The 23,492-nt window shown below is 37.8% G+C and carries 18 protein-coding genes; 14 read left to right on the top strand and 4 right to left on the bottom strand.

Annotated elements, in window-relative coordinates; all coding sequences use genetic code 11:
* The first annotated feature begins 539 nt into the window (after positions 1–539).
* The 6 genes from galU (at position 540) to Q4503_RS17620 (ending at position 7,245) form a co-directional block, all read left to right on the top strand.
* On the top strand, positions 540–1,439 hold the full coding sequence (gene galU, locus Q4503_RS17645; protein ID WP_215972550.1) for a UTP--glucose-1-phosphate uridylyltransferase GalU: 900 nt from the start codon (positions 540–542) through the stop codon (positions 1,437–1,439).
* A 119-nt stretch (positions 1,440–1,558) separates the two neighbouring features.
* Positions 1,559–3,241 carry a glucose-6-phosphate isomerase gene (gene pgi, locus Q4503_RS17640; protein WP_303603064.1) on the top strand — a complete coding sequence of 561 codons (1,683 nt, stop codon included), beginning with the start codon at positions 1,559–1,561 and terminating at the stop codon, positions 3,239–3,241.
* A gap of 272 nt (positions 3,242–3,513) precedes the next feature.
* Positions 3,514–3,897, top strand: a complete 384-nt coding sequence (locus Q4503_RS17635; RefSeq protein ID WP_215972548.1) for a response regulator — start codon at positions 3,514–3,516, stop codon at positions 3,895–3,897.
* A 136-nt stretch (positions 3,898–4,033) separates the two neighbouring features.
* On the top strand, positions 4,034–4,579 hold the full coding sequence (gene apt, locus Q4503_RS17630; protein ID WP_215972547.1) for an adenine phosphoribosyltransferase: 546 nt from the start codon (positions 4,034–4,036) through the stop codon (positions 4,577–4,579).
* A 6-nt stretch (positions 4,580–4,585) separates the two neighbouring features.
* A complete protein-coding gene (dnaX, locus tag Q4503_RS17625; RefSeq protein ID WP_303603063.1) occupies positions 4,586–6,811 on the top strand; it encodes a DNA polymerase III subunit gamma/tau in 2,226 nt (741 codons plus the stop codon).
* 107 nt (positions 6,812–6,918) lie between these two features.
* Positions 6,919–7,245 carry a YbaB/EbfC family nucleoid-associated protein gene (locus Q4503_RS17620; RefSeq protein WP_215972545.1) on the top strand — a complete coding sequence of 109 codons (327 nt, stop codon included), beginning with the start codon at positions 6,919–6,921 and terminating at the stop codon, positions 7,243–7,245.
* 543 nt (positions 7,246–7,788) lie between these two features.
* On the opposite strand, the gene Q4503_RS17615 is transcribed toward Q4503_RS17620, so the two are convergent.
* Both Q4503_RS17615 and Q4503_RS17610 read right to left on the bottom strand, forming a co-directional pair.
* Positions 7,789–8,250, bottom strand: a complete 462-nt coding sequence (locus Q4503_RS17615; RefSeq protein WP_303603062.1) for a transposase — start codon at positions 8,248–8,250, stop codon at positions 7,789–7,791.
* A gap of 595 nt (positions 8,251–8,845) precedes the next feature.
* Positions 8,846–10,015 carry a hypothetical protein gene (locus Q4503_RS17610; RefSeq protein ID WP_303603061.1) on the bottom strand — a complete coding sequence of 390 codons (1,170 nt, stop codon included), beginning with the start codon at positions 10,013–10,015 and terminating at the stop codon, positions 8,846–8,848.
* A 461-nt stretch (positions 10,016–10,476) separates the two neighbouring features.
* Between Q4503_RS17610 and Q4503_RS17605 the strand changes: the two genes are divergently transcribed.
* Complete coding sequence (locus Q4503_RS17605; protein WP_303603060.1) at positions 10,477–11,511, top strand: YHYH protein; 1,035 nt, start codon at positions 10,477–10,479, stop codon at positions 11,509–11,511.
* Positions 11,508–11,822, top strand: coding sequence for a hypothetical protein (locus tag Q4503_RS17600; RefSeq protein WP_303603059.1), 315 nt, complete (start codon positions 11,508–11,510; stop codon positions 11,820–11,822). Before Q4503_RS17605 ends, Q4503_RS17600 begins: the two co-directional genes overlap by 4 nt.
* Positions 11,823–11,882: 60 nt before the next feature.
* Here Q4503_RS17600 and Q4503_RS17595 read toward each other — a convergent pair whose 3' ends face one another.
* A complete protein-coding gene (locus Q4503_RS17595) occupies positions 11,883–12,773 on the bottom strand; it encodes a response regulator transcription factor (protein ID WP_303603058.1) in 891 nt (296 codons plus the stop codon).
* Entirely contained in the window at positions 12,766–16,134 is a 3,369-nt protein-coding gene (locus Q4503_RS17590) for an ATP-binding protein (protein ID WP_303603057.1), read from the bottom strand. The genes Q4503_RS17595 and Q4503_RS17590 overlap by 8 nt, the downstream gene beginning before the upstream one ends.
* 340 nt (positions 16,135–16,474) lie before the next feature.
* Here Q4503_RS17590 and Q4503_RS17585 point away from each other — a divergent pair, with 340 nt between their 5' ends.
* The 6 genes from Q4503_RS17585 (at position 16,475) to urtE (ending at position 23,445) form a co-directional block, all read left to right on the top strand.
* Complete coding sequence (locus Q4503_RS17585; RefSeq protein ID WP_303603056.1) at positions 16,475–17,413, top strand: porin; 939 nt, start codon at positions 16,475–16,477, stop codon at positions 17,411–17,413.
* Between the two features lie 118 nt (positions 17,414–17,531).
* Positions 17,532–18,815: an urea ABC transporter substrate-binding protein gene (gene urtA, locus Q4503_RS17580; RefSeq protein WP_215972538.1), complete on the top strand. Its 1,284-nt coding sequence runs from the start codon at positions 17,532–17,534 to the stop codon at positions 18,813–18,815.
* Between the two features lie 190 nt (positions 18,816–19,005).
* The gene (gene urtB, locus Q4503_RS17575; protein WP_303603055.1) at positions 19,006–20,652 is read left to right on the top strand and encodes an urea ABC transporter permease subunit UrtB; all 1,647 of its coding nucleotides are present in this window, start codon (positions 19,006–19,008) and stop codon (positions 20,650–20,652) included.
* Positions 20,653–20,714: 62 nt separating this feature from the next.
* On the top strand, positions 20,715–21,887 hold the full coding sequence (urtC, locus tag Q4503_RS17570) for an urea ABC transporter permease subunit UrtC (RefSeq protein ID WP_215972555.1): 1,173 nt from the start codon (positions 20,715–20,717) through the stop codon (positions 21,885–21,887).
* Positions 21,887–22,750: an urea ABC transporter ATP-binding protein UrtD gene (urtD, locus tag Q4503_RS17565; RefSeq protein WP_303603054.1), complete on the top strand. Its 864-nt coding sequence runs from the start codon at positions 21,887–21,889 to the stop codon at positions 22,748–22,750. Before urtC ends, urtD begins: the two co-directional genes overlap by 1 nt.
* A complete protein-coding gene (gene urtE / locus Q4503_RS17560) occupies positions 22,750–23,445 on the top strand; it encodes an urea ABC transporter ATP-binding subunit UrtE (protein WP_303603053.1) in 696 nt (231 codons plus the stop codon). The genes urtD and urtE overlap by 1 nt, the downstream gene beginning before the upstream one ends.
* Positions 23,446–23,492: the final 47 nt, after the last annotated feature.

The raw sequence follows: 23,492 nt of genomic DNA, 5'->3' as shown, positions 1-23,492 counted from the left end.
TTATTACCAATGTTTTGTCCCGCCGTTGGCATGACCAGCCACGTGATCTTGGCCAAGATAAAAGCGATATAAATTAACAAACAGAGGCAGATAGCTTGTGCTATTTTTTTCTGAGGTAATTTGGCGATTAAATTGTTAATAAATATGAAGTTATCGGATAAAACCATTGAGTAAGCCATGAATGTAAAAAGTGATTACAAACAAATTAGATAAATGTCGAATGGTAATGATACTTGACCTAGATGATAGCAACAAGGGATGTAACTTTATTTTACAATTTAATTCGTCGGTTAAAAGGATATGGTAAGAGTCAGTGATTAGGGACTATGCTCTGTTTTTCGGCTTTTTTGCATGATAAATTGTTACATTAACGCTTACTTTAATACTCTCTTGATACTAAGTTTTGACTTAATTACTCAAATCTTAACTAATAACCAGCATAATTGTAAATAAGGTAAGTTACGTATTTACTATTTACATAAGGCAGGTGTAGCATAGGATATAATTTTTTTTGTATTAAATAAAAATGAAGGATTAGAATGAACAAGAAAATAACCAAAGCCGTAATTCCTGTCGCAGGGTTAGGTACACGTATGTTACCTGCGACAAAAGCTATTCCAAAAGAAATGTTGCCTATCGTTGATAAACCATTAATTCAATATATTGTTGATGAATGTGTTGCAGCAGGAATTAAAGAAATAGTATTGGTTACTCACTCATCTAAAAATGCCATTGAAAATCATTTTGATAAATCATTTGAGCTTGAAACAACATTAGAAAAGCGTGTTAAACGTCAATTACTTAAAGAGATTCAAGCGATCTGCCCTAAAGATGTCACTATCTTGCATGTTCGCCAAGGGGAAGCAAAAGGGCTTGGGCACGCGGTATTAAAAGCACGTCCTATTATTGGCGAAGAGCCATTTGTGGTTGTGTTACCTGATGTTATTTTAGATGATGCTTCTGCTAATTTAAAAACAGAGAATTTAGCTGCAATGCTTAACCGTTATAAAGACGTTGGTGGTTATAGTCAAATTATGGTTGAACCTGTACCTATGGAGCAAGTTAGTAGTTATGGTGTGGTTGATTGCGGTGGCGTTGATTTAGCACCTGGTGAATCACAACCTATGACGGCGGTTGTTGAAAAACCTGCAGTTGAAGATGCGCCCTCTAATTTGGCGGTTGTTGGCCGTTATGTGTTATCTGAAAAAATATGGGAATTATTAAGAATAACTCCTCCTGGTGCCGGGGATGAGATTCAATTAACTGATGCCATTGCGATGTTAATGGAAAAAGAAACGGTTGAAGCTTTCCATATGACTGGTAAATCACATGATTGTGGTTCTAAACTAGGTTATATGAAAGCGAATGTTGAATATGCATTACGACATAACGAGTTAGGTGTTGAGTTTACTGATTACTTGAAAAGCTTGTCGTTATAGTTCGCGCTGAAATTATTAAATGCGAAATAGTTATTGATGTCGTTATTGGTTAGATATTTCGACATCAACTCTAGCTTTAATTTTAACGTTAGCTAATTCAGGGAGCACGGTGACGTCATATGGAACTTTTCAATAAAACTATTCAACAAAATGCAGAGCGAGCGAAAAAACGTTCGATTTTTTCATTATTCGACTTACCTATCGACGCTGCACTTGATTCATCAGCTAGTTTGCCAAACCGAGCTGATGAATTTTCAGTGAGTGCGGCTGATCTTTATCTCGATTATGCTAAACAAAACATTACTAAAGCAGAGTTAGAGCAGTTGATTTCCTGGGCTGAAGCCCAAGGGTTAAGACAGAAAATGCAATTAATGTTCAGTGGCGAAAAAATAAATAATACTGAACAACGAGCTGTTTTACATACCGCATTGCGCGCACCTGAACAGGAAAAGAAGCAAGTTTTAGGTGAAGCAGCTAAGCAGGTAGAAGCGACTGAGCAGCGTGTGGCTGAGATTGTTGATGAAGTACAAAACGGACAACGCTTAAGTGCTAGTGGAGAAAAGTTCACTGATGTATTAGCTATTGGTATTGGTGGCTCTTATTATGGTATTAAAGTTGGTTTAAGTGCTTTGCAGCCTTATCACTGTACTGGCTTAAAGGTGCATGTTATCGCTAATGTTGATGGCAGTGCTGTTACTGAAAAACTTAACTCTCTCAATGCTGCGACAACGCTAGTTGTTATTATTTCTAAAACCTTTACCACACAAGAAACCTTGTTAAATGCGAAAGCGATTAAAACCTGGATGCTAACGCAACTAGGTGATGATAGTGCAATTGCAAAACAATGGTTTGCAATAAGTAGTAATGTTGAAAAAGCCCAAGCGTTTGGTTTAGAGTCTAGCCATGTACTGCCTATGTGGGATTGGGTTGGTGGACGATTCTCTGTTTGGTCTGCGGTTGGCTTACCTTTAGCGTTAGCTATTGGTATTGAGCACTTTAATGCCTTTAAAGAAGGAGCTTATCAAATGGATAAGCATTTTCAAGAAAGTGACTTCTGTGAAAATATGCCGGTACTAATGGCATTACTGGGTTTATGGAATCGTAATGGCTTGGATTATCCGAGTTTAGCGGTTTTACCCTATGATCATGCGTTAAGAGCCTTACCTGGATATCTGCAACAGACTGATATGGAAAGTAACGGTAAGTCAGTTTCTAACCAAGGAGAAAAGCTGGCTTGGAAAACGGCACCTATAGTTTTTGGACAGGAAGGGACTAATGGGCAACATGCGTTTATGCAATTGATGCATCAAAGTGATGAAATTATCCCGACAGACTTTATTGTTGCTTTACAAGGCACAAGTTTGTTAGCGGAACATCATAAAGTGCTCGTTGCTAACTGTTTTGCACAAAGCGAAGCATTAATGCAAGGTAAAAATATCGAGCAAGTAAAAGCTGAGTTAGCTAATAATGGTATGAATGAAGCAGAAATTACTGCTTTAGCACCACATAAAACCATGAAAGGAAATACACCGAGTAGTACTTTGTTAATGGAGTCATTAACCCCAAAATGTTTTGGTGCGATACTCGCTTTGTATGAACATAAAATTTTTGTACAAGGGATGTTATGGCAAGTTAATTCTTATGACCAATGGGGTGTTGAATTAGGAAAACAATTAAGTAAGCGGGTACTCACTTACATGGAAGGTGGAGTTGAACTTGAGAACGTAGAGGAGGGCATAGATAATAGTATGTCATCATCAAGTCTTAAGTTAATCACACTTTTTCTAGATAAAAATAAATAAACACGATAAGTAGCTTGCTCTTTGTAAACCAGTAAGAGGGCTATAGAGCCGAGTAAACATGGCTCTAATTAAACCAACATAACGTTTAATATAACCCAAAATAAATAAAACAACATCTTGTAACCGAATAGTTACACTAGAATAAAACTGTCATAATACTAGGCTTTGTTATTATCTTTATTTAAGGTAAAATACGCTTTGTGAAAGGAAGCTATATCTTTGTAGCGTAGTCCGAAATAATGACTAATTGATATATAGGCGTGAAGTTTTTTATGAATATTTTAGTAGTCGATGACAACAAAAGTGTACGAGAAAATATTAGTAAACTATTAACATCAGTTGGGTACACTATTACTACCGCAGTTAACGGTCTAGATGGCTTTGAAAAAGCGCAAAAAGAATCATTTCATCTTTATATTATTGATCACCTTATGCCATTAATGAATGGGGCTAACTTAACTAAAAATCTTAAGCAAACACCTTTTTGTGCATCAACACCTGTTTTGTTTATGACCACACAAAATAAGCAAAGTGTGGAAAGCCTACCTGAGTTTACTTTATTTAATGATGTTATTACTAAACCTTTAAATGAAACTAAATTTATCTCAACGGTAAAGTGTTTACTGGGGAACGTTCGCACCCAAATAGCATTGTAATAATGCTCGATTGAAGCTGCGATAGCGTTTTAATAGTGTGATAAATAATGGTGTAAACAATATCATCACTATAAATATTGCCTGAATTGTTTTATTCTTTATCATTATTAAATTTTTACTTGGTATAAGAACAGTAATGACTGAACAACAATTAGCACAATTAAAATCTGCTATCAAAGCAATCCCTGATTACCCTGTGGAAGGTGTTTTATTCCGCGACGTTACTAGTTTACTAGAAAATGCAGAAGCCTTTGCATTAACCATAGATCTACTCACTGAAAAATATAAAGACCAAGGATTTACCAAGGTTGTTGGCACTGAGGCTAGAGGGTTCTTATTTGGTGCGCCTTTAGCGCTAGCACTAGGTGTAGGTTTTATTCCTGTTCGTAAACCTGGCAAGCTTCCAAGACAAACCTTTGCTCAAGCTTATCAACTTGAATATGGTGAAGATGTCTTAGAAATTCATCGTGATGCGTTAAGTGTCGACGATAAAGTATTAATTATTGATGATTTACTTGCCACCGGTGGCACTATAGAGGCGACCACGAAATTAATACGTCGCATTGGTGCTGAAGTGAAAGATGCAGGTTTTGTTATTTCTTTACCTGACTTAGGAGGTGAAAAACGATTGGCAGCAATCGGCCTTACTACGTCATCTCTTGTGCAATATGCTGGTGAATAAAATTATATGAGTTATCAAGTTTTAGCAAGAAAATGGCGTCCTAAGTGTTTTGAGGAGCTTGTAGGGCAAGAACATGTAGTGACTGTACTTGTTAATGCTTTACTGCAACAACGTTTACATCATGCGTATTTATTTACGGGAACACGAGGTGTAGGTAAAACCACAATTGCCAGAATTTTTGCTAAAAGCTTGAACTGTGAAACGGGTATTACAGCAACGCCATGTGGAAAATGTGATACCTGTTTGGAAATAGATCAAGGTAGATTTGTTGATTTACTTGAAATTGATGCTGCCTCGAAAACCAAAGTAGATGACACTAGAGAAATTCTAGATAACGTACAATATGCACCAACACGTGGCCGTTATAAAGTTTACCTTATTGATGAAGTGCATATGCTGTCGCGTAATAGCTTTAATGCGCTATTAAAAACGTTGGAAGAGCCACCTGAGCATGTCAAGTTTATTCTTGCGACTACCGATCCGCAAAAATTACCGGTTACAGTGCTATCGCGTTGTTTACAGTTTCATTTAAAAGCACTTACCGTTAAACAAATTGAAGGTAAACTTACCGAAATCTTAGGTTATGAAAATGTTACTCATGCTAGTGGTACCTTAACCTTATTGGCTAAAGCAGCTCGTGGCAGCATGCGCGATTCTTTAAGTTTAACTGATCAAGCAATAGCACAAGGGCAGGGCAATATAACCTTGCCTAATATTCAAGAAATGTTAGGTGGTTTAGATCAAAACTGGGTGTATAAAATTGTTATCGCGTTATTAAAACAAGACGGGGTAAGTTTAATGGCATTATCCCAAGAAATAGCAAGTTATGCGCCTAGCTATAGCCGTTTATATGCTGAGCTTATACAGCTTTTTCATCAAATAGCGATATTACAAATTGTTGACCAACATTTTGATTTACCTGCTGAGCACGCACAATTACTGAAAAAGTTTAGCCAGGCAATGTCAGCCGAAGATGTGCAACTTTTTTATCAAATTTGTGTGAATGGCCGTAAAGATTTGCCTTATGCATCAGATGAACAAGCAGCGTTTGATATGACATTATTGCGTTTATTTGCGTTTAAACCTATGCAAAAGTCGTCGTTACAGCCAATAGAAGCGAGTTCGCTTAACCAAACTGCTCCTTTATCTGATATTAAAGATTTAGACGACGTGCTTACGGAAACACCATCAAATGATGAACAAGCTTTAGCGCAACAAATGCATGAAATAGAGCAGCAGGCCGTTGATATTCAGCAAGCTGGGACAGTACCATTCTCGCAGCAAGCAAATGAAGTGATTACTGAACCAATGCAAGCTGAAGTACCACCTGTTGCGGTAGCTAATGTTGTTGAAAATAATAGCTATGTTCCGCAAGATGATATGTCACAAGGTTTAGCCACGCAAAATTTTGTTCCACAAAGTATTGAAGAAGGAATAGTGCCAACACCAGAGAGTCATATTCCTGTGCAAGTACATGAACAAGAAAACCAATATCAGGAACCCGTGGTTCAAGCACAAACTCTCAATGAACAACCTATGCACGTAGATCCTGTGAACACAGCAACTGCGCCAAAAAAAACAGCTGATACAGCAGTATTTGATAGTCCGGTAAGTTCAGTGTTAGCGACTCGTAATATGCTACGAAGCCGCAAAAAGCAATTGGATAAGCAAGGAAAAAAGTCTGATGGCGCCATAGCGCGTCAAGTTGATACCGACAATAATACAGACTTAGACAGTGCTGATTCAACTAATACAGCCATTAAAACGGATATTGAAAAAGTAGCGCTCCCGAAACCAGCACAACCTTACCAAGCGGAAAGTATTGATCCTTCAACTATTCGCAAAGCGAATCAAGTTGATCAATGGGCGCATATGATTGACTCCATGGAGCTTACAGCCCGATTAAGGCAGTTAGCAATTCATGCGACTATTGATGAGAATTCGACAGATAACAATTTAATTTTATGTTTAAATCAAGCGACAAAACATTTATACACTGATATTGCACAGCAGCAACTACAGCAAAGTATCAGTCAGTTTTTATCACGTGATATACAAGTGACTATTAATATTGTAGAGCAAACAGTCGCAGATCCTTATCAAATTCAATCACATATAAATGATAAACGTTATGATTATGCAAAAGATTTATTAAAAAAAGATGAAGTGGTACAAGGCTTAGTGCAACACTTTCAAGCGACCTTGGATGAAGATAGTATTACGCCAATTTGATTTTTTTGTTAATAACACCTTTTAAAATGTTGCTTTGCCACCATATTGGTATAATACGAGTAACAAATATTTTTAACCATTTTTAAAATAACTTATCGGAGATAGTAATGATGAAAGGCGGTATGGGCAATTTGATGAAGCAAGCCCAACAAATGCAAGAAAAAATGCAAAAGGCTCAAGAAGAACTTGCAAGAATGGAAGTGGTAGGTGAGTCTGGTGCAGGTATGGTTAAAGTGACTATGACTGGTAGCCATAGTGTACGTAAAGTTGAGCTTGATGATAGCTTAATGGAAGATGACAAAGATCTTATTGAAGATCTACTTGCTGCTGCAGTAAATGATGCTGTGCGTCGTGTAGAAGAACAAAATAAAGAAAAAATGGGCGCATTAACTGGCGGTATGCAATTACCACCAGGGATGAAAATGCCGTTTTAGGTTTATGGTATGAGGCGTTATATTTTTATATAAAACCCATAATAAGCTTATAAAAAAACCGACTTTTATGTCGGTTTTTTCTTCTTCAAATATCGCACCAAGAATAAACGCCCTTACAAAAGCCCTTACAGCAAATAACAAATGAAAAATTTTAATATCATCATTGTAGGGGCGAATTTATTCGCCTAATAATGAAAGGTAACATAATACGGCGTTATTGGTGTGTATTGTGTTCAGGCGACTGAAGTCGCCCCTACAAAAGGATTGATTATTATCACCGTAGGGGCGAATTTCTTCGCCAAATAATGAGATATAACAGAATGCAGATGTTATTGGTGTGTATTGTGTTCAGGCGACTGAAGTCGACCCTACAAACGCCCTTACAGCAAATTACATATGAACAAGTTGAATATTATCATTGTAGGGGCGAATTTATTCGCCTATTAATGAGGTATAACATAATACAGCGTTATTGCTGTGTATTGTGTTTAGGCGACTGAAGTCGCCCCTACAAACGCCCCTACAAACGCCCTTACAAACGTTTTATTCATCGCCATGCAAATATACTGAATCCCATAACGGATAATCCCTCACATTTTCTACTAAACCTGCACGTAATGGATTGGCGACAATATATCGTGATACCGCTATTAAACTTTCCTCTGTTCTAATGGCATGATCATGAAAACCGCGTTGCCATGAAAATTTTATTTTGTTGCTGTGTTCATTAATAGCTCTAGAACTACGACCTTTTAATGTTTGAATCATTTTTGACAAACTCTTATCTGACGTTAGCTGAAATAACCAATGTAGATGGTCAGGCATTATTACCCAGGTAATGGATTTAACTTCATGTTGCTTAGTTAGGCACTTCATTTCATTAATTAACAAACGAGCGAATTGAAAGTTATGAAAGAATGGTTTTCGATTTTCTGTGCATGTTGTGATGTGGTAGACATGATGTTTCAGAGATGTTCTGCCTTTAATAAGATTAGAGCGTGACATAAGACAAATCCTTTTGATGTGATTTGTATTTATTATAGTCAAATAATTAAGGTCTTCGTTGTGGGAAATTGGTTGTTATTGTCAGGCGACTGAAGTCGCCCCTACAAAAGGGTTGATTATTATCACCGTAGGGGCGAATTTATTCGCCCATTAATGAGGTATAACATAATACAGCGTTATCGGTGTGTATTGTGTTCAGGCGACTGAAGTCGCCCCTACAAAAGGGGTGATTATTACCACCGTAGGGGCGAATTTATTCGCCAAATAATGGGATATAACAGAATGCAGATGTTATTGGTGTGTATTGTGTTCAGGCGACTGAAGTCGCCCCTACAAACGCCCTTACAAACGTCTCTACAGCAAATAACATATGAACAATTTGAATATCATCATTGTAGGGGCGAATTTATTCGCCCATTAATGAGGTATAACATAATACGGTGTTATTGGCGTTTATTGTAAACAGGCGACTGAAGTCGCCCCTACAAACGCCCTTACAAACGTCTCTACAGCAAATAACAAATGAACAATTTGAAAATCCTCACTGTAGGGGCGAATTTATTCGCCTTTTACATCATAACTTTATGCAGAAAGGTTAAATCGCTTCTAATGATAGCTCGAGCATGGTGCGAATTTGCTGCACTATTTTCGCTTCAATCTCTGGTTCAAATTGTTGAATTCTAGGCGTATGTATATGACCTGTTGGGATATTCGAGTTGAGCTGATCTCTTAATCTTATACTGCGATATGAAATTTCATTTGATAAATAACCACCACCTGAGCCGTTAACCGCGATATGACCATTAAGTTGTGACAGGGTATGAGGCTCAATATCTTTTGGCTTGAGTGACTCATCAATACTGGTGACTTTATGATTATCAATGACTTTATAAGGGCCTTTAGCAAGCTGCATTTGCTTTATAGGAAGGCTAAAAAGCACAAATTCTTCACCAGGTAATGGTTTATTATGAAGTTTGGAAATGATGGGGGCTTCTTTAGTACCACCGGAAAGAATATTTAAATTATCGGGTGCCGTTACACTTCGGCGCTTGCCAGGAAAACGCTCTAAATCAAACTCTTTACGCCCCATACTCACGGTTACAATCATATCTACATTATTTAGTGCGTAATAGGGCGCAAGCAATGATTCGATTAGCCCTTCATCAAAATCTTTATAGCGAACGGGGATCATAACGGTGTTAATTTCAGCTGTAATACCTTTATAGGTTATTACTTGGCCATCAAGTTTTAAAGCAGCAATACCTGAAGGGTTACTTTGGTTAATATTTTTATCAAGTAAGAATGGGTCGAACCCGGTTAATAATATTTTTTTATGGGTGCCTTGCGTATACTCAAGATCCATTTGCCCTCTAGAGCCTTGTTCAAACAAAGTTAATAAGGCCTGTGTTTGCTGCTTAGAAAGCTCAAATGATGGCGAAGTTGAGCGAATCACTTTACTGGCAAAAAGTCGAGCCCAATATAAAGGACGATCGTCGAGTGTCGCTGCTGATTGTACTTTACTTTTCGCGTCTAACCAGAGCTGTTGAGCATGTAATACTATGATATTCTTGGCATCTTGATAATTATCAGCTGCTTGCCATGCGTGTTTAAAATCATCAATATTAGTGGTAAAAGTCTTCATTACCTCGGGCATTTTAATTGTTGCATTTTCAATACGTAATTCTTCAACTGTTAATTGTTTTGCATAAGTGGCATTACTTAGCAGTAAGGCCGTTATGGTTAGTAATATTTTCTTTTTAAACATAATATTCCTATTGTGACATGATGACTTTTAAAAATGGCAGCTGTCGAATTAGGAAAGCTGGCTGATTATGACAGTTATCCTAGCAACTTTATCGCGTAGCAGCTTAACGCGAGCAGTACCTTAAAAAGTTCAGGAGTAATTACTTTCTAAATGCTGCCAGTATTGTTCGCTAATACTATAAAGTAAAAATAAACATTAGTCTTATAACAATAAACAAATGTAGGTTGGCTAAATAGATAGTGAGCAGATAGGGGAATTTTGATTGCAGTGCTGTCAATGCTTTATAAGTAAGATAAAAGCATAATGTTACGAGCATAAATATTACTACAGGCTAATTGTGGCGCTATACAAAGCATAGTTCGTTAATATAAAAATAGTTAATTTTATTATTTTTCTTGTTTTGCATATTCTTTGCACAATCATTAGATATCATTATTTAAACAAATAATGAGAGCGTCCTTATGCGTAAAATTTATATCCCCCAATCTTTTACAAGAAAAGCAGTTACCTTGTGTGTTCCTGTCGTTAGTAGTTTATTGCTTTTTGGCTGCGGTAGTAGTGATTCACAAAATGAAACTGAAGAATTAACGGAAGTTGTTGTTGAAGATGATAATGAGTCAGGTAATTATTTAGTTGATACGACAAGGTTTGAAGCCTCGTTAACTGAATCGGTAACCGAAGTTGCTTGTACGTTATCAAACGGTGAGGAATCGACTTGTTACTCTATTACGGTGAGTGGCTTTCCTTCAGATAGAACGGTGCTAGGGCCATTTTGTCCAGAAACGACTTCCACTGAAGCAGCCGATGCTGGCAAATGGTTTGATGATGGTGTGTTATATGATCTTACTGGCGAGTTTATTACTAATTTAGATACCTTTTACGGTGATAGTACTTGGCAGTTATACAATGAAGCCACCGGTGAAGTTAACATTACCGATACACAAATTGCATGCGAAGCGGCAGCAAGACCAGATGTTGCTGAAGAATATAATAACTTTTGCGTGCAATGTGAAATTAGTTATTACAGCGGTGATGATGGTGAAGGTATTTCGTCGACCTTTTTAATTCCAACAACACCTGTGCCACGAGATAGTCCTGCGTCAGTTGGTCGAGATAGTATTGGTGTGGCATTTAATGGCGTAACCTTAGATGCTGCTGCGCCGACGGAAGCTATTTTAGGGGCTTATACTATTGCTGCATTTGACGATTGCGTTGGTCATGTAAATCCATTTGCGGGTTACCATTATCATGGTGCAAATCACGGTGAAGGCTCTTGCCCTGCGGTTGCCTTTGAAGCTGACGGTCATGGTGGTGCTTTTGGTTATGCACTTGATGGTTACGCAATCCATACAATGTTAGATGAAAATAATGAAGAAGAGAGTGATTTAGACTCTTGTCGCGGACATAGCGATGATGTTCGTGGTTATCATTATCACGCTGCAGGCCCTGGAGAAAACTTATTTATTGGTTGTTTCAACGGGGAGACAGCACTGTGAGCAAATTGATTAACTTATGTCTAAGCCTGTTTATTATTACGCTATGTAGCAGCAAGCTTGCAAATGCTCATGACTCTCATACTCATACGGCACCTTGGCAGGCTTGTGAAAATATGCACAAAACAGAACAATGTTCTTATACCAATGGTGATGGTGACTTGTTTAAAGGTACGTGTCAGTTATTTAATGAAGTTCTTATGTGTGTTAGAAATCAACCAATTATTCATGTTGAGGATCTAGCCAAAGACGCACAAAGTACAAATAAAAAAACACATCACCATGAAACGTTAAGTGATAACGGAGTTCATTAACTATCGATTTAGCTATCGATTTAGTTATCAATTTAGTGAAGATGTTAGTCGTTGGAGTATTTATTCTGCTTCTAGAATACGAATAGATATTGCTGCTGCAGATGTGCGGTTTTCAACGCCTAACTTCTTATAAATTTGCTCTAGGTGTTTGTTTACTGTTCTAGGGCTCATTGTTAAAATTTGAGATATTTCCCAACTCGTTTTACCGTAAGAAACCCAATATAATACTTCAGACTCACGCTTAGTAACCGGAAGAGCTTGTTGTAAATCGACGGGTGACTTGTCTTGTTTGGTTTTAACTATGCTTAATAAGTGCATATCTTCCTGTTGACGTTCATAAAAAATAGTTACCGCTTCACTAAAATCTTTGATAACTAAGTTTTTTTGATGATCACTAGATAACCATGCTTCAATTATAGGGGCTAATGTTGCCCACGGGCTGTTATCAATAGTTGATATTTGATCAATAAACTCATGAACATAGGGAGTAGCCCAAGATAATCTACCTTGTTTACTCACACAAAAAACATTTTTACCTGCATGATCTAAAGCGTTTTGCGCGCTTAATGCTTGTTTTGCTGTTTGTACATGTGTTTTTATGCGGGCAATTACTTCGTCGGGAGATATCGGCTTAGTCACATAATCAATACCGCCAGCTTCAAACCCTTTAACAACATCTTCAATATCTGTAAGGCCAGTCATAAAAATAATAGGCGTATGAGGCAGTAATTTTTTTAGCCTTCTACACGTTTCGAAACCATCCATTTCGGGCATTACCGCGTCTAATAGAATAACGTCGGGCTCTACCTTATCAATAATAGCTAATGCCTGAACGCCGTTTAATGCCACTAACGCGGTATAACCCTGGGTATTTAAGGCAGCATTTAGCATACCTAAGGATTCAGGTGAATCATCAACTACCAGAACAATATCGCTAATTTTACTACTCATGTTTTAACTCATTTAAATATTGAATAATTGCAGGGAAATTACACAGCTCAATATACGCTTTTAATTGTATGTCGACCACGGCAGGTAAATAATAGTGTTCTTTTAATTCTAACAGTTTTTCTTTAAAGCCTGATAAATATCCAATTTCGGCCATAGCGATTAATGCTTGATACTCCGACTCTTTTGCTAAAGGCTTAGTGCCATATTTAACATTTTCAGTCGATTTATCAGTTGGCTGTATATTTTGGTATTGCCAATTTAACTCTAAAAAGGTACCTATTTTTCCTAATAAAGTATCAAGGTTTACTGGTTTGGCAATGTAATCATTGTGGTAACCTTCAGCCTGTAAATTGAACTCGGCGTCTCTGGCATTAGCTGATACCATAATAATTGGCATTAAATACCTGCTTTCGCGTAACTGTTTTAACATTGCCCAGCCATTCATTACTGGCATTTGCACATCAAGTAAAATTAAATCAATATGATTTTTTTTCAGTATATCAAAACCTTCATTGGCATCTGCAGCACTAAAAAAGGTAAAGCCTAAAGGAGATAGTAAATCGTGCATTAAACGTCGTTGATTTTCATCGTCATCAACTACTAAAATATGTTGTCGGCTGCCATCATAGCCAATAGCCTTGGTTTTAGCATATTCAGGTTCACTTTGTTTTCGACTAATTGATGATAGCATTAAGCGAAATGTGAAGGTTGAGCCTTGACCTAAAGTGCTCGCTAAGGTTATTTCCCCGCCCATTAACTCCGCAAGTGAGCGGGAAATGGTTAAGCCTAATCCTGTACCGCCAACGGCTTGTGAATGAGAATTTCGTACCTGCTCAAACGGCTTGAATATCAACTCTTGGTTCTCTTGAGAGATACCTGCGCCGGTGTCAGTGATACTAAAACTGGCTACTTGGCTACGATAACTCACTTCAAATATTATTGAACCTTGGGCGGTATACTTAATGGCATTAGAAATTAAATTAATCAGAATTTGGCGAAAACGTTGTTTATCTGCTGCAACATAATCAGGTACAGACTCTTGGGTAATGTAATGAAATTTGATGCCTTTTTGGTTTGCTTGCATTTGAAACATATCAACTAATTGTTGCAAAATAGCCTTCAAGTTAAATTCATCTCGTTGCAGAGTGACTCGACCCGCTTCAATTTTAGATATCTCTAATAATCCTTCAATTAAATCCGCTAAATGCTCCCCATTACGCTTTACAATCGCTAATGTTTCGCGCTGCCTTGCAGGAAGCTCCTGATCTTGACTTAATAATTGGGCATAACCTAATAACACATTTAATGGTGTTCTTAATTCATGGCTTAAGCCGGCAAGATAACGACTTTTAGCATTGTTGGCGGCTTCAGCTATTTCTTTGGCGTCTTGCAGTGCTAACGCTGTTTTTTCATGGGCGTTCGATTCATCAGCTAATGCTTTGGTTTGCGAGCGTAATTCTCGCATCGCTAAAACATTACTGCTACGGGCTAGTATAAATAGCCAACTGACTACGCCGATAATAATAACCAAGACAAAAAATATTTTAATCAGGGTATTGGCAAAAACAGCTCTAATTTCATTATTTTCCATTGGCAGTTGGACATAAATAAGAAAAATAATAGCTGCGCCAATACAACTCAGGGCAATGGTGACGGCAATAAAGTGTACTAATGGAGTCGACAGTTTACTTAATAAGGCATCACTAAAAAAACGCTTAAATAAACGATAAGACTGTTTAGATAATGTTGCTTCTGTGCGGCATTGGTCGCCACAGCGTACATCTAAAGAGCAACATAAAGAACAAATGGCTTTGCCGTAGGCAGGACAAAAGGTCATGTCTTCTTGATCAAAACTATTTTCACAAATATGGCATTGGGTAATACTGGTTATTTCGTCTCTGTTCTCATCAATTAAATAGAACTTACCTTTAGTTAACCAGCCTATCAATGGCACTGTGATAAAGGGTAAGCCACAAGCAATAAACGAAGCAAGTGCTTTTATTGTTTCGCCATACCAGCCAAAATGTGCAGTAAAACCAACTACCGACGCTATTAACATTGAACCAACGCCAACAGGATTAATGTCGTATAAATGTGAGCGTTTAAATTCGATATGTTTAGGGCTTATGCCTAAAGGTTTATTAATAACTAAGTCTGCTACCACAGAATTGAGCCAAGCCAAGACTAATACTGAATACACTGACAGCATACTTTCAATGGTTTGGTAAATGCCTAACTCCATCAGTAATAAGGCAATAGCAACATTAAAAACCATCCATACAACACGACCAGGGTGGTTATGTGTAACACGAGAGAAAAAATTAGACCAAGCTAAGGAGCCTGCATAAGCATTAGCGACATTAATCTTTAATTGTGAAATGATGACAAAAGAACAAGAAAAAAGAATAACTAAGTCTACATTATCAAAAACATAACCAAAGGCTAGTTGATACATGTGAGCAGGGTCACTAGCCACATCAGCGGGAATACCTTGTTGTAAAGCAAGATAAGCCAAAAATGAACCAAGTAATAATTTTAAGGCACCAAATATAATCCAGCCAGGCCCCGCGGCAATAAGGGCACACCACCAGCGCCAAGCATTCTTTTTAGGTTTTTCAGGCAAAAAACGTAAAAAATCAACTTGCTCACCAATTTGCGCAACTAGGGCAAGTAATACTGCAGAGGCGGCACCAAAAAGTAAAATATCAAAAGATCCGCCTTGCTCTCCCGCTAACCCGTTAAAGTTAAACCAGCCTTGCAGTTGGCTATCTTCATGGCTGAAGACAAAATACAAAGGTAAGCATTGCAGAACAACCCATAATGGCTGAGTCCATACTTGAAAACGACTGATATAGGCAATGCCATGTGTGACTAATGGAATGACCACTACTGCACTGATGATATAGCCAATACTGAGGGGAATGCCAAGTGAAATTTTTAGTGCCATTGCCATTACGGCGGCTTCGAGAGCAAAAAATATAAACGTAAAGGACGCATAAATTAAGGAAGCGATGGTTGAACCAATATAACCAAACCCCGCACCTCGACTGAGTAAGTCGATATCAACTCCATATTTAGCGGCGTAATAGCTGATCGGTAAACCGGTAAAGAAAATAACCAATACGACCGCTAGAATAGCCCATACAGAGTTGGTAAAACCATAGTTCAGTGTGATCGCGCCTCCAATAGCTTCTAAAACCAGAAAAGAAACAATACCAAGTGCGGTGATAGCAATTCTACTGAGTGACCATCGTCTTGCTCGCCTTGCGGTAAAGCGCAAAGCAAAATCTTCCATCATCTCGTTAGCAACAAGCTTATTGTAGATTCTTCGCGTTGGTAATATTTTTTGATTCGACTGCATATAAAAATAACTTACTCATATGGTTGGTTTACATAAAACCGTTTTTATTTTGCTATGCCCAATTAAAGCAGCTCAAGGAAAATAGTGAAAAATAAGCTTTAAGGTTAACAGATCAACGTAAAAAATCGTATCTACAGTTTTACACGCGAGCGCCATCATACATAAATGCACTAAAAAAAATATGCGTAGTTATGCGTAGTCCTTTGCGCGCTTTTGCGAATATTAGTCCTTGACGATAACCGACATACTAAACCCAGTTCAAGATATACATGAGTTGAGAGTTATCAACTAAAAAGATAACCAAAACACGTTTATTCATTTTTTAACATGGAAACTTAGCATGAAATTATTTACTAAATTAACACCCGTAGCTGCGATATTACTACTTTCATTTGGCGCGACAACAGTGCAAGCAGAAGAGAAAAAAGATCCATTAAGCATCAGTGGTTTCATTGATATGTCTTATTACGCTACTGATACAGATGGTGGCGAGTCAACGCATGATGCTGGCCTTGATCAAGTAGAAATTAATGTTGGTTATGATTTTGGCAACAAGTTAACCGCTAATGTTGATATTGAATATCAAAATGCTGATGAAGGTGTCGATCTTGAGCAGGCATTTATTACGTACGCGTTAACCGATAACTTTAGTGTTAAAGCCGGTCGTTTTTTAAGTTACTCAGGTTGGGAAACAGAAGAGCCTACTGGATTATTTCAATATTCTGGTACTGGCTATGCCAAATACTTTTATGGTTATTATCAACAAGGTGTTTCTGGGCTTTATAGTGGCGATAAATTTGCTGTAGCAGTGTCGGTTGTAAATGATTTGGCTGGTCCACAATCAACAGATTCAGAACATCCAGGTATTGAAACTATGTTGGCGTTAATGCCAACAGATGAAATTACCATTAAAGGTTTTTATTCAAAAGATGGCGATGTTGAATTAATTAACACCTGGGCCAGCTATTCAAAAGACGCGTTAACTTTGGCTGTGGAATATAACACTGCTGAAGACAGTGCATTTGAAGGCAGTGACGCAAGTGGTTATTTAGTGATGGCTAACTATGCCATAACTGAGAAAGTTGGCTTAACACTGCGTTACAACGACTGGGAAATTGAAGACGAGAGTGGCGCAATGTTTGAAGACGCAACAGGTATCACTATTTCACCAAGCTACGTAGTAAATGACAACTTATTAATGGTGTTTGAATACCGTATGGATGAAGTGAACGATGTTGATGTGAACTCATTCGCTGTTGAAGCACTGATTACTTTTTAGTAAATGCTTAAGACAAAGAGCGAAGTAATCGCTCTTTAGAAAACTTTCCACGTTAATGCGTACCGATATTTTTAGTACGCCTTATTCGAAATGAAAAACAAAAATAAAGGATAACAAGATGAAATTTAAAAAGCTGATTTTAGCCAGTTCAATTATAGCGAGTAGTTTAGTTGCGCAAGTGACTATGGCTGCAGATACCATCAAAGTGGGTGTATTACATTCACTTTCAGGCACTATGGCTATTTCTGAAACAACATTAAAAGATACCGTTTTAATGATGATTGAAGAGCAAAACAAAGCCGGCGGTTTATTAGGTAAAAAACTAGAAGCTGTTGTGGTTGATCCTGCTTCTAACTGGCCATTGTTTGCGGAGAAATCACGTGAATTATTAGCGAAAGACAAAGTTGATGTTATTTTTGGTTGTTGGACGTCAGTTTCTCGTAAGTCGGCATTACCAGTACTTGAAGAGTTAAACGGTTTGTTATTTTACCCAGTGCAATATGAAGGTGAAGAATCATCTAAAAATGTTTTCTATACCGGTGCTGCGCCGAATCAACAAGCGATTCCTGCAGTTGAGTATTTAATGGATGAAATTGGTGCGACACGTTGGGTGTTAGCAGGTACTGATTATGTTTATCCACGTACAACAAATAAAATTTTAGCAGCATATTTAAAGTCTAAAGGGGTTAAAGACGAAGATATTATGATCAGCTATACACCATTTGGTCATTCTGATTGGCAAGGTATTGTGTCAGATATTAAAAAGTTTGGCTCTGAAGGTAAGAAAACAGCAGTTGTTTCAACGATTAATGGTGATGCAAATATTCCTTTCTATAAAGAGCTAGGTAACCAAGGTATTTCTGCGGAAGATATTCCTGTTGTTGCTTTCTCTGTTGGTGAAGAAGAGCTTTCTGGTTTTGATGCTAAACCACTTGTTGGTCACTTAGCTGCTTGGAATTACTTCCAAAGTGTTGAAACTGATGAAAATGAAGAATTTATTGCTAACTGGAAAAAATATATTGGTGATGACAAACGTGTCACTAATGACCCAATGGAAGCGACTTACATCGGTTTTAAAATGTGGGCAAAAGCAGTAGAAAAAGTTGGTACTACAGATGTTGATGCTGTTGAACAAGGTCTTATTGGTATTGCTGTACCTAATTTAACCGGTGGTATTGCGGTAATGAATGCGAACCATCATTTATCTAAGCCGGTACTTATTGGCGAAATTCAAGAAGATGGTCAGTTTGAAGTGGTTTCAGAAACACCGGGTACTGTTATTGGTGATGCATGGTCAGACTTTTTACCAAGTTCAAAAAACTTGATTTCAGATTGGACAGCGCCAGTAAAATGCGGGAATTTTGATGTAACAACAGCTAAATGTTCAGGACAAAGTTTCTAAGCTCCGTTGAACCTTACTCAGCTACCTCCTCTTTTGGTAGCTGGTTTTTTTTTATTCTATTAAGAGCGATAAGCCGCTGGCACATTTTATACTCAAAGCACTTTTAACCTAAACCAAGCGCAGGTTAGTGACAGAATTCTTTGAGTATAAGTATAAATTGTCTGTTTTTAAAATTAAGAAGGAATACGCAATGAAGCGACTATTCTCTGTATTACTTAGTTGTATTATATCTTGGCAAGCACTTGCCAATACACAAGATATGAGTACGGTTGAAAGTACTCATACAGACTCAACGTTGTCACAATTAGTGAATCAATTACCCACAACCAAACTCAACAAAATGTCACCTTTGTTGGAAAAAATAGCAGAAACGCGTAACGATAAAACTCGCGGTGTATTAAAAGCGATGATGGAAGGAGATCTTTATTATCTAAAAACGGATAAAACGGTTGTACTTGCATTAAAAGAAGAGTCTCTTTACAGCATTACGAATATTTTAACAGCAGAAGCGTTAGCGCCCGTTAAAAAGTCTAAACTTAGAAAGGTTAAAACTAACAATAGATTACGTGGTGATATTCGTAGTTTTATTGCTAAAATAGATTTAACAGATCCAAATAAAGCGGTGCGTGAGCAAGCGGTTAAGCAGTTACTTGATAACCCATCAAAATCTGGCCTTGCGGCTATACAATCGTTAATTACGACCGAAACAGATGATGAGGTTCGTGAATTAATGAATATCACTTTATTGCTGAATCAGTTAAAAACAGGTACTCATCACGAGGTCATGGCTGCTATTACTCAGCTTGAAGATACCTTAGAGCCATCAGTAAATAATACTATGGTTAAAATGTTAGCCGCGTTACCTGCTAATAATAAAACCCCAGAGCAAAAAGCGTTAGCTGCAAGTTTAACGAAAGTCATTAGTAGTATTGAAGATAAACGCAGCTTTTTCGGCATTATTGAAAATATTTTCTTTGGTTTAAGTTTAGGCTCTGTTTTATTACTTGCAGCTATTGGTTTAACCATCACCTTTGGGGTTATGGGCGTTATTAATATGGCTCATGGCGAAATGATGATGCTAGGCGCTTATACTACTTATGTTATTCAACTAGCTTTTCCTAACTTAATTGAATATTCGTTATTAATGGCAGTGCCGGCTGCATTTTTAGTGTCAGGTTTTGTCGGTATTATTATCGAACGTGGCGTTATTCGTTATTTGAAAGGGCGCCCTCTAGAAACCTTGTTAGCAACCTTTGGTATTTCATTAATTTTACAACAATTAGTTCGAACGATTTTTTCTCCTCTTAACCGCCAAGTACAAGCACCTGAATGGATGACAGGATCTTGGGTGATCAACCCCGTTTTCTCATTAACGTACAACCGTTTATATATCATTATTTTCTCATTAATGGTGTTTTTTACCTTACTACTTATTTTGAAAAAATCGTCATTAGGTTTACATGTTCGAGCGGTTTCACAAAATCGAGATATGGCCAGAGCATTAAGTATTAAAAGTGATAGGGTTGATGCGATCACCTTTGGTTTAGGATCAGGTATAGCGGGTATTGCTGGCGTAGTATTAAGTCAGTTAACCAACGTAGGGCCTAACTTAGGCCAGGCTTATATTATTGACTCATTCTTGGTTGTTGTTTTTGGTGGCGTAGGTAATTTGTGGGGCACTTTAGTTGCAGCGATGTCTTTGGGATCAATTAATAAGTTCTTAGAGCCGGTAGTTGGTTCAGTATTAGCCAATATTATTGTGCTAGTTGGTTTAGTGTTGTTTATACAAAAACGACCTAAAGGATTATTTCCTCAAAAAGGGAGGGCGGCAGACTAATGACTAACTCAACTAACTCAGCGAACGCATTAACTGAAAATTACGCAAAAGAACCATTTTCAATGCAAAAAATATTCAAAACATTAAGTCATTTACATGTTGTTGTTGGCACTTTATTTATTGCCACACTCTACGTCACAATATGTAATTTATTTTTTGCAGAAGGATCTTTTTTCCATGTCAGTGATTACACCGTCAGCTTATTTGGTAAGTATTTATGCTATGCCTTACTAGCGTTAGCAGTTGACCTTGTTTGGGGATATTGCGGCATATTAAGTTTGGGACATGGTGCATTTTTCACTTTAGGTGGTTATGCCATGGGGATGTACCTTATGCGTCAAATTGGCGACCGAGGTGTCTATGGAAATCCTGATTTACCCGACTTTATGGTATTTTTAAGCTGGACTGAACTTCCTTGGTTTTGGGCTGGCTCTAGCAGTATTGTGTGGATGATCGCCATGGTCTTTATTGGTCCTGGTTTACTCGCTTATATCTTTGGTTCAATGGCATTTCGCTCACGGGTAAGTGGTGTTTACTTATCTATTATGACGCAGGCAATGACTTATGCCTTAATGCTAGCTTTCTTTCGCAATGAAATGGGGTTTGGCGGTAATAATGGCTTAACTGATTTTAAAGAAATAGCGGGTTTCTCCTTACAAGATCCACACACCAAGCTCAGTTTATTTGTGATTACCGCTGTCGCTTTAGGCATTGGTTATTGGATCAGTAATTTTATTGTTAACTCTAAAATGGGCCGTGTGGTTACGGCGACTCGTGATGCTGAAAGTCGCGTTCGTTTTGTTGGCTATAAACCTGAACATTATAAAGTATGGATATTTGTTGTTTCAGCCATGTTGGCGGGTGTCGCTGGCGCCTTATATGTACCACAAGTTGGTATTATTAATCCGGGCGAATTCTCACCGCTTAACTCAATAGAAATGGTTATCTGGGTGGCGATTGGCGGGCGTTGTACTTTATACGGCGCAATTATCGGCGCGATTGTGGTTAGTTATGCAAAAACACGCTTTACGGCGATTATGCCAGAAGCATGGTTATTTGCATTAGGCGGGCTTTTTGTCTTAGTCACGTTATTGTTACCTAAAGGGATTGCCGGTTTATTACCAAACCTTTTTGATAAATTATCTATGTTTAAAAGTGCTGAGTCAGAAACGTTAGCAGTAAAAGAAGTAAATGATCAAAATAAGACAAAAACAACAGAAGTGGAGGCTAAATAATGATTGTTGATAAATCAGGTAGTCCGCTTACCGCAACAGAAAACATTAAGCCAGATACGCGACACGGCGTTATTTTATATGTGGAAGATGTCAGCGTAAGTTTTGAAGGCTTTAAAGCGTTAAATGATTTGAATTTATATATTAACGACGGTGAATTACGCTGTTTAATTGGTGCTAATGGTGCAGGTAAAACAACCTTGATGGATGTTATTACCGGTAAAATTCGCCCTGACAAAGGCAAGGTGAATTTTGGTCAGCAAATTGATTTACTGCAATTAGATGAGTCTGAAATTGCTAAAGCAGGCATAGGACGTAAATTTCAAAAGCCAACCGTTTTTGAAGCGTTAACTGTATTTGAAAATATTGAACTGAGTTTATCGGGTGATAAAGGTATTTGGACTTCTTTATTTCATAAATTAAGCGGCGAACAAAAAGATAGAATTGGGGAGATTCTACAAACCATTGGTTTAGTTAAAGAGGCTTATTATCCTGCGGGTCGTTTATCACACGGTCAAAAACAATGGTTAGAAATAGGCATGTTGTTGGCAGCTGAGCCACGTGTATTATTGGTGGATGAACCCGTTGCCGGTATGACAGGACAAGAAACTGAACGTACAGCGGAATTATTGACGTCGTTAGCGGGTAAGCATTCTGTAATTGTGGTTGAACATGATATGGCCTTTGTTCGCTCTATTGCTAAAAAAGTAACGGTGTTACACCAAGGCTCAGTGCTTGCTGAAGGAACAATGTCAGAAGTACAAGCTAACCCAGACGTTATCAAAGTTTACTTAGGTGAAGATGATGGGCAAGAGAGTACCACGGAAAATAATGTGGCTGAGCAGGAAGTAGGAGCACAAGCATAATGATTGAGTTAACCTCAGTAGATCAAAAATACGGCGGCACACAAATATTATGGGACTTAAACCTTAATATTAAGAAGGGCTCTCGTACCTGTATTATGGGGCGTAATGGGGTAGGTAAAACTACCTTGCTACAAGTTATTATGGGAATGTTGCCAATTAGTGCAGGTAGCCTTGTTATCAATAACAAAGATATGGCGAAAAGCTCAGTGGAATCGCGTCCAGAAATAGGTGTTGGCTATGTACCACAAGGGCGTCATATTTTTCCGTTGTTAACCGTTGAAGAAAATTTAAAAATAAGCCTTAATTGTAAGCGCCAAAAAAGCAAGATAATCCCTGAGCATATTTATGAGTTGTTTCCGGTATTAAAAGAAATGCTACATCGCCGTGGTGGTGATTTGTCGGGGGGACAGCAGCAGCAACTTGCGATTGCCAGAGCATTAGTTTTAAATCCTGATATTTTAATTCTGGATGAGCCGAATGAAGGTATTCAGCCTAATATAGTGCAATTAATTCGTGATGTTTTATTAAAGCTGAATAAAGAGCACGGTATTACTATTGTTTTGGTAGAGCAGAAATTACCTTTTGCTCGCGCGGTGGGTGAAGAGTTTGTACTAATGGAGAAAGGTCATGTTATTGCAACAGGCCCAATGCCTGAATTAACCGATGAGCTAGTTGGTAAATATTTAGCCGTTTAATTGTAAAGCGTTAATCAAGTCACTGTTTTATCGAGTAATACACTATA

The sequence above is a fragment of the Colwellia sp. 6_MG-2023 genome (assembly GCF_030547765.1).
In the GTDB taxonomy this organism is placed as follows: domain Bacteria; phylum Pseudomonadota; class Gammaproteobacteria; order Enterobacterales; family Alteromonadaceae; genus Colwellia.
This window is presented reverse-complemented; position numbering and strand designations above follow the sequence as displayed.